We start from the raw sequence: 15,093 nt of genomic DNA, 5'->3' as shown, positions 1-15,093 counted from the left end.
TAAAGAGTTGGAATCGTTGCGAGGGCGGGTGAACTGACTGGAGGCGGGCGCAGCCCCGAGCGCGTCCATTAGCTTATCAGCATGGGCGCGCCGACTGAATATGTCGAATGGCATAGCCGGCATCGTCGCGGGCAAAGCGCGCACGCGCGGCGCGTGCGGCAGTCCGCGCTGGATGATCGGTGCGAAGCCACCGGAAACGATGCATGCGGACCGGCACGGCGTAGCAGCGGCGCGGCGCCCGGGGCGCACCGGAGCAGTGCGCAAACGCGCCTGAAACAGCACGGAAAGCGGCCGGAATCCGATCAAAACGCCGACAAAAACGCGCGCATTCATCGAATCCCGGCTAGGCGCGCAAATAGTTTGCTAAAATATTCGGCTCTTTGGACTCAACCGTGCTGCCGGCGGCCTGCAGGCCCGCGGCGCAGGCGCGCAATCGATGCGAAGCGACTCAAACGCGACCGAAAAACGCGAGATCGCGCGGCATCGACAAGCGGCACGGAGAAGATAACTGATTCGCTCGAATAATTTTAGGACGATTGAAGCCATGGCTAACGTTGTTGAAAACCTCGGCAAGCTCGAACGCCGCGTCACGATTTCCCTGCCGAAGGACGCCGTCCAGAAGGAAGTGGACTCGCGTATCCGTCAACTCGCGAAGAACGTGCGTATGCCGGGTTTCCGCCCGGGCAAGGTGCCGCTCAAGATGGTGACGCAACAGTATTCGGGCCAGGTGGAAGCCGAAGTGCTGAGCGACAAGGTCGGCAAGGAATTCTTCGACATCAGCCGCGCCGAAAACCTGCGCGTCGCCGGTCAACCGAGCTTCGCGCCGAAGAGCGACGCCGTCGAAGGCGACTACGCGTTCGACGCGACGTTCGAGGTGTATCCGGAAGTGAAGCTGGGCGACGTCGCCACCGCCGAAATCGAGCGCACCACGACCACCATCAGCGAAGCGGAAATCGACCGCACGCTGGACATCCTGCGCAAGCAGCGCGTGCACTTCCACGCTCGCGGCGAAGCCGGCGAGCATGGTGACGGCGGCGCCGACACGGCAGCGAAAGAAGGCGATCGCGTAACGGTCGACTTCGTCGGCAAGATCGAAGGTGAAGTGTTCCAGGGCGGCAGCGCGGACGATTTCGCGTTCGTGCTGGGCGAGGGCCGCATGCTGCCGGAATTCGAAAAGGCTGCCACGGGCCTGAAGGTCGGCGAATCGAAGGAATTCGATCTGGCGTTCCCTGAGGATTATCACGGCAAGGACGTCGCTGGCAAGACCGCACAATTCACGATCATTATGAAAAAGATCGAGTGGCCGCACCAGCCGGAAATCGACGCTGAATTCGCGAAGTCGCTCGGCATCGAAGACGGCGATCTGACCAAGATGCGCGCTGAGATCAAAGACAATCTCGAACGCGAAGCGAAGCGCCGCACGCAAGCCATCGTCAAGAACCAGGTCATGGACGCGCTGCTGAAGATTTCCGAGTTGGACGTGCCGAACGCACTGATCGAACAGGATCAGGAGCGTCTCGTCGCGATGGCGCGTCAGGATCTGGAGCAACGCGGCGTGCCGAACGCCAAAGATGCGCCGATCCCGGCTGAAATGTTCAAGGAACAGGCTGAGCGCCGCGTCAAGCTGGGCCTCGTGCTGGCCGAGCTGGTCAAGGCCAATGAGCTGCAGGCCAAGCCCGAGCAGATCCGTGCCGAAGTGGACGAATTCGCGAAAAGCTATGAAGACCCGAAGGAAGTCGTCCGCTGGTATTATTCCAACCAGCAACGTCTTGCCGAAATGGAAGCGTACGTCGTTGAAGCCAACGTCGTCGATTTCGTCCTCAGCAAGGCCAAGGTGACGGACAAGGAAGTGAGCTTCGAAGAACTGGCAAGCGCAACGGCGCAAGCGTAAGCGTCGCTGCAACGGCGTGCCGGCTGTCGGAGCGACGGCCCGCACGCCGTTTTTTTGTGCTGTGAATGGGCGCCGCGTTTTGCATTGTGTCACGCATCGTGCCGCACTTATCGCGCACTTGAATACGGGGTCGTCGACCACACCTGTCCAGCATCTAATATTTAGAATATTTCAGACAAGGATCAACTGCATGACCTTTCGCGCTCAAATGCTGGACACGTTGACCTCCCAGTCGTCGCGGGATCTCGAAGCGCAGGCGCTCGGACTGGTGCCGATCGTCGTGGAAACGAGCGGCCGGGGCGAGCGCTCGTATGACATATACTCCCGTCTGCTGAAGGAACGCATTGTGTTCCTGGTCGGTGAAGTGAACGACCAGACGGCCAATCTCGTCGTCGCGCAGATGCTGTTCCTCGAAAGCGAAAACCCGGACAAGGACATCAGTTTCTACATCAACAGCCCGGGCGGTTCGGTTTCCGCAGGCATGGCGATTTATGACACGATGCAATTCATCAAGCCGGACGTCTCCACGCTGTGCATGGGCCTTGCAGCCAGCATGGGCGCATTCCTGCTGGCGGCCGGCGCGAAAGGCAAGCGTTTTGCTCTGCCGAATTCGCGCGTGATGATTCATCAGCCGCTCGGCGGCGCGCGCGGTCAGGCGTCGGACATCGAAATTCAGGCGCGTGAAATCCTGTATTTGAAGGAACGGCTGAATCATCTGCTGGCGCATCACACCGGCCAACCGGTCGAACGTATTGCACGCGACACCGACCGCGACAACTTCATGTCCGGCGACGACGCGCAAGCTTACGGCCTCGTCGACCAGGTGGCGCACAAGCGTCCTTGAAATGGTGCGTTTTTGCCCCGAAATGGGGCAAAAACAGCGCCGGATCGGTTGTGAAATAATCAAACTTCGTCCGAGTGCCTGCGGCAAACGCCGTCACCTTGGCTCAAGCCCGGCCCCGCCCCAACTGCGAGGCCAGGGCAAACGGCGTATCATGTAATCGAGTGTCCGGAGGCTCACACATCTATGGCGGACAAGAAAGGTTCTAACAGCGAAAAGCTGTTGTATTGCTCGTTTTGCGGCAAGAGCCAGCATGAAGTCAAAAAATTGATTGCTGGCCCGTCGGTGTTCATCTGTGATGAATGTATCGACCTGTGCAACGAAATCATCCGCGATGAGGCTGCAGGTGCGGGCATCGAAGCGGGCTTGTCCAAGTCCGATCTGCCGAGTCCGCAAGAAATCCGTGAAATCCTCGACCAGTATGTGATCGGTCAGGAACGCGCGAAGAAGATTCTCGCGGTCGCGGTGTACAACCACTACAAGCGCCTCAAGCATCTCGACAAGAAGGACGAAATCGAGTTGTCCAAGAGCAACATCCTGCTGATCGGCCCGACCGGTTCCGGCAAGACGCTGCTCGCGCAAACGCTCGCGCGCCTTCTGAACGTCCCGTTCGTGATTGCCGATGCAACCACGCTGACGGAAGCCGGCTACGTCGGTGAAGACGTCGAGAACATCATCCAGAAGCTGTTGCAGAACTGCAATTACGAAGTCGACAAGGCCCAGCGCGGCATTGTCTACATCGACGAAATCGACAAGATCAGCCGCAAGTCAGACAACCCCTCGATCACCCGCGACGTCTCGGGCGAGGGCGTGCAGCAGGCCTTGCTGAAGCTGGTGGAAGGTACGATGGCGTCGGTGCCGCCGCAAGGCGGCCGTAAGCATCCGAATCAGGACTTCATCCAGGTCGACACGACCAACATTCTGTTCATCTGCGGTGGTGCGTTTGACGGCCTCGAAAAGGTGATTGTCGATCGTACCGAGAAGACCGGCATTGGCTTTGGCGCGAGCGTGAAGAGCAAGCAGGACCGCGACGCCGGCGAAGTGCTGCGCGAAGTGGAGCCGGAAGATCTGATCAAGTTCGGTCTCATTCCCGAACTGATCGGCCGTCTGCCGGTGGTGGCCACGCTCGGCAAGCTCGACGAAGTCGCATTGATGAAAATTCTCGTCGAACCGAAGAATGCGCTGGTGAAGCAGTACCACAAGCTGTTCAACATGGAACGCGTCGAGCTCGAAATTCGCCCGGCCGCGTTGCAAGCTGTCGCGCGCAAGGCAATTCGTCGCAAGACGGGCGCGCGTGGTCTGCGCTCCATCCTGGAACAGGCGTTGCTTGATGTGATGTACGACCTGCCGCAAATGAAAGGCGTTAGCAAGGTCATCATTGACGACAACGTGATTGACGGCGACGGCAAACCGCTACTGATCTACGAAGACGCGCCCAAAGTGGCGGGTTCGAACTGATCGGCTTTCGGGTTCTGCAAAAAAAGCCGTTCATGGCAACGTGAACGGCTTTTTTCGTTTATCGTGTGGTCAGGCTGGTTGTTTTCACTATGGAGTCACTGAACCTTCGGAGTCACTGAACTTTTCCCACACGCGGAGGCTTGCAATCTTTTCTGCTGGCCTCACCTATCGAACGAACTGATTCCACTCATGGGGAAATGAAATGTCAGGAACCCAACTCCTTCCGCCGGAACGCATTACGCTCCCGCTGCTCCCGCTGCGTGACGTAGTCGTCTTCCCGCACATGGTGATTCCGCTCTTCGTAGGCCGCCCGAAGTCGATCAAGGCTCTCGAAGCAGCGATGGAAGGCGGCAAGCACATCATGCTCGTCGCCCAGAAAACGGCTGCGAAAGATGAGCCGACCGAAAAGGACATGTACGAAGTAGGGTGTGTTGCGAACATCCTGCAAATGCTGAAGCTGCCCGACGGCACCGTGAAGGTGCTCGTCGAAGGCTTGCAGCGTGCGAAAACGCTTTCCATCGAAGAGCAGGAAACGCAGTTCTCGTGCGAAGTCATGCCGCTCGAACCCGACCACGCCGACAGCGCTGAAACCGAAGCGCTGCGCCGCGCGATCGTGTCGCAGTTCGACCAGTATGTGAAGCTGAACAAGAAGATTCCGCCCGAGATCCTGACGTCGCTGTCGGGTATCGACGAAGCGGGTCGTCTGGCCGACACGATCGCGGCGCATCTGCCGCTCAAGCTCGACCAGAAGCAGCACATCCTCGAAATGTTCCCGGTCATCGAGCGACTCGAGCATCTGCTCGCGCAGCTTGAGGCCGAGATCGATATCCTGCAGGTTGAAAAGCGCATCCGTGGGCGTGTGAAACGCCAGATGGAAAAGAGCCAGCGCGAGTACTACCTGAACGAACAGGTCAAGGCGATCCAGAAGGAACTCGGCGAAGGCGAAGAAGGTGCGGACCTCGAAGAACTCGAGAAGCGCATCACGGCTGCCCGCATGCCGAAGGAAGCCAAGAAGAAGGCCGACGCCGAACTGAAGAAGCTCAAGCTGATGTCGCCGATGTCGGCTGAAGCGACGGTCGTGCGCAACTACATCGACACGCTGATCGGCTTGCCGTGGCGCAAGAAGAGCAAGGTCAACAACGACCTCTCGAATGCGGAACGCGTGCTCGACGAAGACCACTTCGGTCTCGAGAAAGTGAAGGAACGCATTCTCGAGTATCTCGCGGTCCAGCAACGTGTCGACAAGGTCAAGGCGCCGATCCTGTGCCTCGTTGGGCCTCCGGGCGTCGGTAAGACGTCGCTGGGTCAGTCGATCGCTCGCGCCACGAACCGCAAGTTCGTGCGCATGGCGCTCGGCGGCGTGCGCGACGAAGCCGAGATTCGCGGTCACCGTCGTACGTACATCGGTTCGATGCCCGGCAAGATTCTGCAAAGCCTGACCAAGGTCGGCGTGCGCAATCCGCTCTTCCTGCTCGACGAAGTCGACAAGATGGGCCAGGATTTCCGCGGCGATCCGTCGTCGGCTCTGCTCGAAGTGCTCGATCCGGAACAGAACCATACGTTCGCCGATCACTACGTCGAAGTCGACTTCGATCTCTCGGACGTGATGTTCGTGGCGACGTCGAACTCACTGAACATTCCGCCGCCTTTGCTCGACCGGATGGAAGTGATCCGTCTGTCGGGTTACACGGAGGACGAGAAGGTCAGCATCGCACAGCGTTATCTTTTGCCCAAGCAGAAGAAGAACAACGGCCTCAAGGAAGGCGAGGTCGATGTGACGGAAACCGCGATTCGCGACATCATTCGTTACTACACGCGTGAAGCGGGCGTGCGTTCGCTCGAGCGTGAAATTTCGAAGATCTGCCGCAAGGTCGTGAAGATGCTTCTGCTGAAGAAGGCGGAAGGCGCGGTGAAGGTGGACGGCAGCAACCTCGACACGTTCCTCGGCGTGCGCAAGTACGACTTCGGTCTGGCCGCGAAGGAAAATCAGGTTGGCCAGGTCACGGGTCTCGCATGGACGGAAGTGGGCGGCGATCTGCTGACCATCGAAGCCGCGGTGATGCCGGGCAAGGGCAATGTGATCCGCACGGGTTCGCTCGGCGACGTGATGAAAGAATCGGTCGAGGCAGCACGCTCGGTGGTTCGTTCGCGTTCGCGCCGTCTCGGTGTCAAGGACGAAGCGTTCGAGAAGCAGGACATTCACATCCACGTGCCGGAAGGCGCGACGCCGAAAGACGGTCCGTCCGCCGGTATCGCGATGACGACCGCGCTGGTGTCGGTACTGACCGGAATTCCGGTGCGCGCCGATGTCGCGATGACGGGCGAAATCACGCTGCGTGGCGAAGTTCTGCCGATCGGCGGCTTGAAGGAAAAACTGCTGGCGGCGCATCGCGGCGGTATCAAGTTGGTGCTGATTCCGGAAGAAAACGTCAAAGACTTGACGGAGATTCCGGATAACGTGAAAAACGCAATTGAGATCGTGCCGGTCCGCTGGATCGACAAGGTGCTCGAACTGGCACTCGAACGTGTGCCGGCGGCGTTGCCGGAAGAAGAGCCGAAGCCTGCTGCGCCGGTCGCAGCGGAGCCGGGCAAAGACGCCGCTGCAACGGAAGTCGTGAAGCACTAAGACAGTCGGCAACGAAGCTGTTTGTTTGAAGAAAACCCGCGGTCACGGCCGCGGGTTTTTTTATTTCCCACGCCGCCTCCGTCTAGCGTCTCGCGAGACGCGTTTTCCCACCTATTGAGTAAAGCTGCCGTGCGCTTGCCGACTGGTTGTGTGTGCATCGATGTGCGGCAACATTTCGTTATAGGCAACCCCCTCAAAAACCTCGCGAATCAGGCTCAATCCCGCTTGACACAAGGGTTTCGGACAATTCTAATGATTGCGCCCGGCGTTGGCCGCCGGCCGCGTGATGCCAGGCGCTAAGAGAGCGCCGTCACGATTGCCATAAACATTCTCGGGGGTTGGAATGAACAAGACGGAATTGATCGATCACATTGCACAGCAAGCCGACATTTCGAAGGCAGCGGCAGGCCGCGCACTCGATGCTGTGATCGGTGGTGTCAAAGGTACGTTGAAAAAGGGCGGTTCAGTGACGTTGGTCGGTTTCGGCACGTTCGCGGTCGGCAAGCGCACCGCGCGCACCGGTCGCAATCCGCGCACCGGCGCCGCCATCAAAATCAAAGCGGCGAAGGTTCCTAAATTTAGGCCTGGCAAAGCCCTGAAGGATGCGCTAAACTAACGCGCTTGCTGCTTGGGAAAGCAAAATCAAGCGGCAAGCAGAAGCGCTGAATTGCGAAACGGGTGCTTAGCTCAGTTGGTAGAGCGGCGCCCTTACAAGGCGTAGGTCGGGAGTTCGAGCCTCTCAGCACCCACCATTCCGTTTCGCGTCCAAGTTTGTCTGAAGGCGCTCATGGTAGTACCCGGAAACCCGCATGGCTAATGGCTCTGCGGGTTTTTTCATGGCTTCAGATGTCAAGGGATGCTTATTGGCATCCAATCAAAGCCATACGCGCTCTGCGGCCTATACGGTGCCTGCATTCTTCAAGCGACGACCGTGCGGATGGCGCTGCAGAACCACCTCGGACAGATCCGGCTCCGCGAACAGGGCCCGGCGGTGTCGACGCCGGGCCAACGACAGCGGTTCGAAGGCCGCGGCGCATGCAGGCTTTCGCTTGCGCGAATGCCCGATCACGCAGCGTCGAGCCATGCAAATTCCGCAAAGCGGTAGCCCATCAAGCGTCCCGAAGGCGAACCGGCCAGCCCTTTGACATGGCTGCTATGCGCATCGATAAAGTTGATGAATGCAGGGATGATGATGCTGCCTTTCTCGTACACGATGGTCTGCATGTCGCCGTAAATCTGCTTGCGCCTGGTGTCGTCCTTCTCCTGGCGCGCCAGCACCAGCAGCTGGTCGAACTGCGCATTCTTCCAGCCCGACTCGTTCCACACGGAATCGGACTTGAAGAATTGCGTATAGAGCAGATCGAGCGTCGGCCGCGGCAGGATCGAGCCGTAGGTCATGGGATGCTTCATCCAGTGCGTCGACCAGTAGCCGTCAGCGGGCACGCGGCGCACGTCGAGTGTGAGGTCGGTCTGCATCGCGGCTTGTTGCAACATCAGCGCGGAATCGAGTGCGGATTCGATCGAAGGAGGGACCACCATTTCCGCCGCCGTGCCGGACAGATTCGCTTTCTTGATGAGCGACTTCGCGCGCTCGGGGTCGTAAGTGCGCTGCGGCAGTCCTGCGAGATAGTAGGGGTGCCACGCGGGAACCGGATGATCGTTGCCAATCGTCGCATAGCCGCGCAGCAGCGTCTTCTGAATGCGCTCGCGGTCATGCAGGGACCTGATCGCCTGGACGAACTCGGGGTTGCGGGTGGGCGCCGCGTCCTGACGCAGGATGAGATCGGTGTAGAGACCCGACTGGCTTTCGAGCACGCCGAAGCCGCCGGCGCGCTTGAGGCGCTCGACGTCGCGCGCGGGCACCGGCGAGACGAGCTGGATGTCACCGGCGAGCAGGGCGTTCAGGCGCGCGGCATCGTCGACGATGCCGACGAGTTGCACTTCGTCGAGATACGGCAGTCCCGGTTTCCAGAAGTTCGGATTGCGCGTGCCGACGCATAGGCCGCCCGGCGTGAATTCCTTGCAAACGAACGGGCCCGTGCCGTTGCCCTTTGAGAAATCCTTCGTACCGGCCGCGACGATGACGAAATGCGGCACGGCGAACAGCGCGGGCAAATCGACGTTGGGCGCGTTCAGCACGATCTCCACTTGCAGCGGTCCGGTCGCCTTGACAGAGTCGATTGCATCGGCGATCGATCTGGCTTTCGACGCCGTCACCGGATCTTTATGACGCAAGAGCGAGAACACGATATCGTCCGCGGTGAGCGGCTTGCCGTCGTGGAAATGCACGTTCGGCTTGAGCTTGACGATCCACCGCTTGTGATCGCTGGTGTCAAACGCGTCGGCGAGTGCGTTCTGCACCTTGAAGTTGCTGTCGAACTCAGTGAGGCCGCTGTAGAACATGAACATGCGCGAATAGTCCGCGGTGTGCGAGGCTTTCGCGGGGTCGAGCGAATCGGACTGCGACTGGTTGGCCGTCGCGACGCGCATGATGCCGCCTTGACGCGGCTTCGCCGCGGCGGTCGCCGTCGCAGTGGCGGCCGCGCCGGCCAGGGCGGACCAGCCCGCGGTCGCGGCGGCGCCCGCCGCGAGAAGCGTTTTCACGGCGCGCCTGCGTTCGAGGTCGGGGGTATTTGTGTCCGGAGTCGTGGCCATGGTTTGTCCTTTGAGTTCTGATCGAGCGGGAAGGGTGTTCGCCTAAATCGCGACGCAGAGGCGATACGCGTCATAGATCGCGGTATGGATGTCGCGCGAAGCCACCGCGTCGCCGATCCGGTAAAGATGAAACTGCGCATCGCCGGTCGCGCTCCGCAGGACCGGCTGCGCCTGCGCGCGCGCGAACGCCGCGAGGTCCATCTGGCCGTCGTTGACCGAATGCACGCGAGCGGCTTCGAAGAGATCGTCCGCGGCGAGGGTCCCGCGTTCGACGACCATATGCTCCGCTTCCATTTCCACGAGTTCATCGGTCAACTGATGCCTGAAGATCGCGCGCAGCATGCCGGCGTCGCCGTGCCGCACTTCGACGAGTTCGAGATGGGTGCGCACCGGCACCTGCCACTTTTCGAGGTTGCGCATCCACACGAGGTCGTCGCCCTTGCCGCCGGTTTCCTGCGCGGGCAACGCGTCGAGCACGGCGAGGCGCACGTCGAGTCCCGCCGACACGAAGCGCTCGGCGCATAGATACGCGTTGTGACGGCCGGTGCCGTCGTAGACGAGCACGCGCCCCGCTCTGGGCGGCGTATCCGACAACGCATCGACCACCGAGCGGCACGATTCGCCGCCTGGCAGCGCGTCGAGATCGGGCGTGCCGCCCGTTGCCACGATCGCCACGTCCGGGCGCTGTTCGAGCACGTCGGCGAGTTCGGCGTACTGGTTGTAGCGGATGTCGACTCCCATCCGTTCCAGTTCGGCGAGACGCCAGTCGACGATGCCGATCAGATCCTTGCGCCAGCTTCCCGACGCTGCCAGCAGCACTTGTCCGCCTGCGCGGTCGGCCGCTTCGAGTAGCGTGACCCGATGGCCCCGGCTCGCGCACACGCGCGCCGCTTCGAGACCGGCCGGCCCCGCGCCGACGACCAGCACACGACGAGGCGTCGCGGCCGGCTCGATGTCGTGCGGCAGGAAGGTTTCGCGCGCGGTCGCCGGGTTGTGGATGCAGGTCGCCTTCGTATTGCGGCAATGCGAGCCGCCGACGCAAGGGCGCGCGGCCGCCTCGCGGCCCGTCTCGATGAGCCGCACGAGATGCGGCTCCGCGATGTGCGCGCGCGTCATGCCGGCCATGTCGATGAGGCCCTCGCCGATCGCATAGCGCGCGGTGGCGAGATCGGCGATCTTGGCGGCGTGAAAGACCGGCAGCCGCACCGCGCGCCGGAACGCGGCGGCCTTGGCGAGCCAGGGCGCGGACGGCATGAACATGCCGGGCATGCTGTTGACGACCAGCGACATCTTCGTGTCCATGCGGCCGTAGACCACGTTGAAGAAGTCGAGAAGCTCGCTTTGCTGCAGGATGCGGGCCATTTCCAGACTTTCTTCGAAGCTGCAGCCGTCTTCGAGCGCGAAGCGAAGACCGACCGGATAGGCGTCGCCGACTTCCTTGCGGATCGCCTCGTGAACCTCGATCGCAAAGCGGCACCGGTTCGCGGCCGAGCCGCCGTAACGATCGCTGCGCAGGTTGACGGCCGGGTTGAGGAACTGCCCGATCAGATGCCCGCCCGCGTGCGTTTCCAGGCCGTCGAGTCCGCCTTCCATGCAGCGGCGCGCCGCGCGTCCGAAGTCGGCCGCGATGCGCTTGATGTCGTGCTCGTTCATCGCTTGCGGGATCGCGCGGTGCAGCGTTTCGCGGCGCGGCGACGGCGCGAGCATCGGCAGCCACGGTTCGGCGTAGGGATCGCCGCGCCGGCCGAGATGGGTGATCTGACACATCAGCGCGGCGCCGTGGGCGTGCACGCGTTCGGAGAAGCGCCGCAGATGCGGGACGACTTCGTCGACACCCATGTTGATCTGCTGGAACGTGTTGGGACTGTCGATGCTCACGTTCGACGAGCCGCCGAACATGGTGAGCCCGATGCCTCCCCGAGCCTTTTCCTCGTGATAGCGTTGATAGACTTCCTGCGGGAATTCGTTTTGAATGAGACGGCTCGCGTGGCTCGTGCTCATCACGCGGTTCTTCAGCACCAGATGCCTGAGCGTCAGCGGTTGCAGCAGGGGATCGGACGAAGCGGCCGGCCGCGCTTGGTCCGCGTTTTGTTCTGTCATGTCGGGACTCTCTCGATGGGTCTGCCGACAAAGTAGAGTTGCCCTGAAGGCGCGTCAATTTACATGTTCGTCAACGCGGATAACATGGTGTTAGCAGATGGGACTTAGGCTTCCTTCGCTTCAGGCGCTGCTCGTTTTCGAGGCCGCCGCGCGTCACATGAGCCTCACGCGCGCGGCGCTCGAACTGAACGTCACACCGGTCGCGGTGAGCCGCATGGTGACGCGTCTCGAAGACGCGCTCGGCTTCAAACTGTTCGCGCGCACCAAGACCGGCCTGGCCCTCACCGACGAAGGCGTGAAACTGCGCGTCGCGGTGGCTTCGGGCTTCGGCCAGGTGAGCGACACGATCACCGAACTGAAGAGCCGCAAGGAAGAGAGCGAGACGGTCACGCTCTCCATCTCCAGCGGGTTCGCGTCGCAGTGGCTGCTGCCGCGCCATGAGCGCTTTCAGCATGCGTTTCCGTCGGTGAACCTGCGCTTGCAGGTGATGGCGAGCCGCCTGTACGGTCCGCTCGATGGCGCCGATCTCGGTATCCGTCTGCATAAGCCCGGCTCGGAGCACGATGCGCTCTGTTTCTGTCCGGAGCTGATCGTCGCCGTATGCAGCCCGGACTATCTCGCGCAGCACGGCCCCCTCGACGCGCCGCGTCAGGCGGGCGGTCACACGCTGATTCACCTCGAGCCGACCACGCATACGTGGGCCGACTATTTCGAGCTGACACGAGTGATGAACCACGCATCGGCGAAACACGCCAGCTATTCCGATCCGGGTCTCGCGCTGCAGGGCGCCATGCTCGGGCACGGGGTGCTGCTCGGCTGGCTGCTCGCGGTCGCCGCGCCGCTCAATACGGGGGCGGTCGTCCCCGCATCGGACCGGATGGTGGAGACGGGCTGCAATTACGTGCTGGAATGCCGCTCGCGCGAGCCGTCGGGATCGGTGCGCCAGGTGGCGCAATGGCTGGTCGACGAGATGCGCGCGGAGCTGGCGAAAGTCGCGCCGGTTCTGGCTTCGCTGGAGCGGATAAAGAGTGGGGCGTCGAATTGACGCTTGCGGCACGGGCCGGACAGGGACGTGTCCGCGATTGCCCGCAGGCTGTCTACGACCACACCCAGAATTGCGGCGATGGTACGCATGCGCCGCTCTGGCTCGCGCGGAGCGAGCCCAACGCTCCCGCCAAGGCTTCCTTACTGTTGGGCAACACGGTCGCACTTCGGAAGTGTTGCAGTCATGCGACGCTTTCGGTTACAATTTCCGTCTGTTGTATTTTTCGTTGCAGTCAACCAATCGAATCGCGTGGAAGCGCTTGTCTCAAGGCTTTGTTGGGAGTTTTCGAGCCCTTCGGCACCACTGGTTTCAGATCCGGTTAAGTGTTTCAGTGCAGTATAAGGAGTGGTAGTTCAGTCGGTTAGAATACCGGCCTGTCACGCCGGGGGTCGCGGGTTCGAGTCCCGTCCACTCCGCCAGTATCCTCGAAAGGCGAACTCCGGTTCGCCTTTTTTATTGCCCGCTGTTGTAAGATCGGGCGTTCTGTTTTTGGCACTCCTCACGCATGCTCGATTTTTTCCGCAATCACAAACGCCTGATGATGTTCATGCTCATCCTCGTCATTGTGCCGGGGTTGGGTTTTGTGGGTATTCAGGGCTTTCGCGGCTTCTTTGACGAAAGTGCAAACGTCGCGAGCGTCAACGGTCACAAGATCACGCGCGCTGAATACGACGACGCGATGCGTCAGCAGCTCGACCGCGCCCGTCAGATGCTCGGCGCGCAGTTCGACATGAAGTCGTTCGACACGCCCGAACGCCGCAGTCAGATGCTCGACGGTCTGATCGAGCAACGCGTGCTGGCCGATGAAACTCAGCGCCTGCACCTCACCGCGTCCGACGACGCCGTGCGCCGTGTGCTGCTCAACGATCCGGTGATCTCGTCGCTGAAGAATCCCGACGGCACGATCGACGTCGACCGCTACAAGCAGTTGCTCGCCATGCAGGGCATGACGCCTGACCAGTACGACGAACGCGTGCGCTACAGCATCGCCACGCAGCAGTTGCCGGCCGCCATTCAAGGCAGCGCGTTCACGTCGAAAACGCTCGCGCAGCATCTGACCGAACTCGCGGAACAGCAGCGCGAAGTGCAGGGCATCGCGTTCCATCCGCGCGACTACGCCGCGAAGGTGCAGCCCACCGACGCGCAACTGCAAGCGTATTACGACGCGCATCGCAACGAATTCGCCACGCCCGCTACGGCCACGATCCAGTATCTCGTGATGTCGCCGGCCACGCTCGCCGCTTCCGCGCAGCCGAGCGACGCCGATCTGAAGAAGTACTACGACGACAACCTCGCGCACTACCGCACCGACGGACAGGTGCGCGCGAGCCATATCCTGATCGCGGCACCGAAAGACGCGAGCGCGGCCGACAAGGCCAAGGCGAAGCAGAAGGCCGAAGACTTGCTCGCGCAGATCAAGGCGCATCCGGACCAGTTCGCGCAGATCGCGCAACAGAATTCGCAGGATCCGGGGTCGGCGTCGAAGGGCGGCGATCTGGGTTACTTCGGCCGTGGCATGATCGCGGGCGGCCAGGCGTTCGACGACGCCGTGTTCGCGCTGAAGAAAGACGAAGTCAGCGGCATCGTGCAGACCGATTTCGGCTATCACATCGTCAAGGTGACGGACGTGAAGCCGGCGGTCACGAGGCCGTTCGACGAAGTGAAAGATCAGATCTCGAAAGACCTGAAGACGCAGTTGGCCAGCAAGGCTTTCACCGACGATTCGGAAGGCTTCACCTCGATCGTCTACGAAAAGGCCAAGAGCCTGCAACCGGCTGCCGACAAGTACAAGCTGCAAGTTCAGACCGCCACGGTCACGCCGCAGCCGGATCCGAAGCTCGCGCCTGACAGCCCGCTGAACAACGCGAAGTTCCTCGCCGCGGTGTTCGCGACTGACGCCACGACGGCACGCAACAACACGCAGGCCATCGACGTCGGCGGCAACACGTTGATCGCGGCGCGCGTGACCGACTACAAGGCCGCGGCGGTGCCGGCACTTGACGCCGTCAAGGATGCCGTGCGTCAGAAGGTGATCGCGGTTCAGTCGAACGAGGCGGCTCACAAGGACGGCGTGGCCAAACTGGCCGAGTTCGAAAAGTCGAAGGCGACCACGGGCTTCTCGTCGCCGCTGAAGGTGTCGCGCAACGACGCGCAAGGCGTGCCGCCGGCCGCATTGAGTGCAATCTACAAGGCGGATGCGCAAAAATTGCCGGCCTACGTCGGCGTGGATCTCGGCGACGACGGCTATGCGATCTATCGCGTGAACTCGGTGGTGGCGGGTTCGACGGTCGATCCGCAACATCTGGCCGCGGCGCAACAACAGATCGCGCAGGTCGATGCGCAGTCCGAAGCAGAGGCGTATGTCGAAGCCGTGCGTGCGCGCTCGAAGGTGAAGTTCTACGGTTCGCTTGACAGCAGCAATGCACAGGCGAGCGGCGAGTAACACCGCGCTGACACAAAAAAGCCCCGCAATTGCG

At 61.4% G+C, this 15,093-nt stretch carries 10 protein-coding genes and 2 tRNA genes; 10 read left to right on the top strand and 2 right to left on the bottom strand.

All coding sequences use genetic code 11. From position 1 onward, the window contains the following. Positions 1 to 100 precede the first annotated feature (100 nt). The 7 genes from RI103_RS10575 to RI103_RS10545 all read left to right on the top strand — a co-directional run bounded on the left by RI103_RS10575 (position 101) and on the right by RI103_RS10545 (position 7,568). Positions 101 to 274 carry a hypothetical protein gene (locus RI103_RS10575; RefSeq protein ID WP_310811991.1) on the top strand — a complete coding sequence of 58 codons (174 nt, stop codon included), beginning with the start codon at positions 101 to 103 and terminating at the stop codon, positions 272 to 274. A 270-nt stretch (positions 275 to 544) separates the two neighbouring features. Continuing rightward, the gene (tig, locus tag RI103_RS10570) at positions 545 to 1,891 is read left to right on the top strand and encodes a trigger factor (protein WP_310811990.1); all 1,347 of its coding nucleotides are present in this window, start codon (positions 545 to 547) and stop codon (positions 1,889 to 1,891) included. A 190-nt stretch (positions 1,892 to 2,081) separates the two neighbouring features. Continuing rightward, a complete protein-coding gene (gene clpP, locus RI103_RS10565; RefSeq protein WP_007182010.1) occupies positions 2,082 to 2,735 on the top strand; it encodes an ATP-dependent Clp endopeptidase proteolytic subunit ClpP in 654 nt (217 codons plus the stop codon). A 183-nt stretch (positions 2,736 to 2,918) separates the two neighbouring features. Beyond that, complete coding sequence (gene clpX / locus RI103_RS10560; RefSeq protein WP_007182009.1) at positions 2,919 to 4,190, top strand: ATP-dependent Clp protease ATP-binding subunit ClpX; 1,272 nt, start codon at positions 2,919 to 2,921, stop codon at positions 4,188 to 4,190. Between the two features lie 202 nt (positions 4,191 to 4,392). Next, complete coding sequence (gene lon / locus RI103_RS10555) at positions 4,393 to 6,816, top strand: endopeptidase La (protein WP_132374695.1); 2,424 nt, start codon at positions 4,393 to 4,395, stop codon at positions 6,814 to 6,816. A gap of 343 nt (positions 6,817 to 7,159) precedes the next feature. After that, positions 7,160 to 7,432 carry an HU family DNA-binding protein gene (locus RI103_RS10550; protein ID WP_007585907.1) on the top strand — a complete coding sequence of 91 codons (273 nt, stop codon included), beginning with the start codon at positions 7,160 to 7,162 and terminating at the stop codon, positions 7,430 to 7,432. 60 nt (positions 7,433 to 7,492) lie between these two features. Then, positions 7,493 to 7,568: transfer RNA gene (locus RI103_RS10545), tRNA-Val, on the top strand. Between the two features lie 313 nt (positions 7,569 to 7,881). On the opposite strand, the gene RI103_RS10540 is transcribed toward RI103_RS10545, so the two are convergent. Together RI103_RS10540 and RI103_RS10535 are read right to left on the bottom strand one after the other, a co-directional pair. Continuing rightward, positions 7,882 to 9,471, bottom strand: coding sequence for an ABC transporter substrate-binding protein (locus RI103_RS10540; RefSeq protein WP_310811989.1), 1,590 nt, complete (start codon positions 9,469 to 9,471; stop codon positions 7,882 to 7,884). 42 nt (positions 9,472 to 9,513) lie between these two features. After that, a complete protein-coding gene (locus tag RI103_RS10535) occupies positions 9,514 to 11,571 on the bottom strand; it encodes an NADH:flavin oxidoreductase (protein WP_310811988.1) in 2,058 nt (685 codons plus the stop codon). A 97-nt stretch (positions 11,572 to 11,668) separates the two neighbouring features. Between RI103_RS10535 and RI103_RS10530 the strand changes: the two genes are divergently transcribed. The 3 genes from RI103_RS10530 (at position 11,669) to RI103_RS10520 (ending at position 15,059) form a co-directional block, all read left to right on the top strand. Beyond that, positions 11,669 to 12,616, top strand: a complete 948-nt coding sequence (locus tag RI103_RS10530) for a LysR substrate-binding domain-containing protein (RefSeq protein ID WP_310811987.1) — start codon at positions 11,669 to 11,671, stop codon at positions 12,614 to 12,616. Positions 12,617 to 12,958: 342 nt separating this feature from the next. After that, positions 12,959 to 13,035: transfer RNA gene (locus RI103_RS10525), tRNA-Asp, on the top strand. 86 nt (positions 13,036 to 13,121) lie between these two features. After that, on the top strand, positions 13,122 to 15,059 hold the full coding sequence (locus RI103_RS10520) for a SurA N-terminal domain-containing protein (protein WP_310811986.1): 1,938 nt from the start codon (positions 13,122 to 13,124) through the stop codon (positions 15,057 to 15,059). Positions 15,060 to 15,093: the final 34 nt, after the last annotated feature.

It is taken from the genome of Paraburkholderia sp. FT54 (assembly GCF_031585635.1).
In the GTDB taxonomy this organism is placed as follows: domain Bacteria; phylum Pseudomonadota; class Gammaproteobacteria; order Burkholderiales; family Burkholderiaceae; genus Paraburkholderia.
The sequence above is the reverse complement of the archived record's forward strand: the minus strand, read 5'-3'. Positions and strand labels throughout refer to the sequence as shown.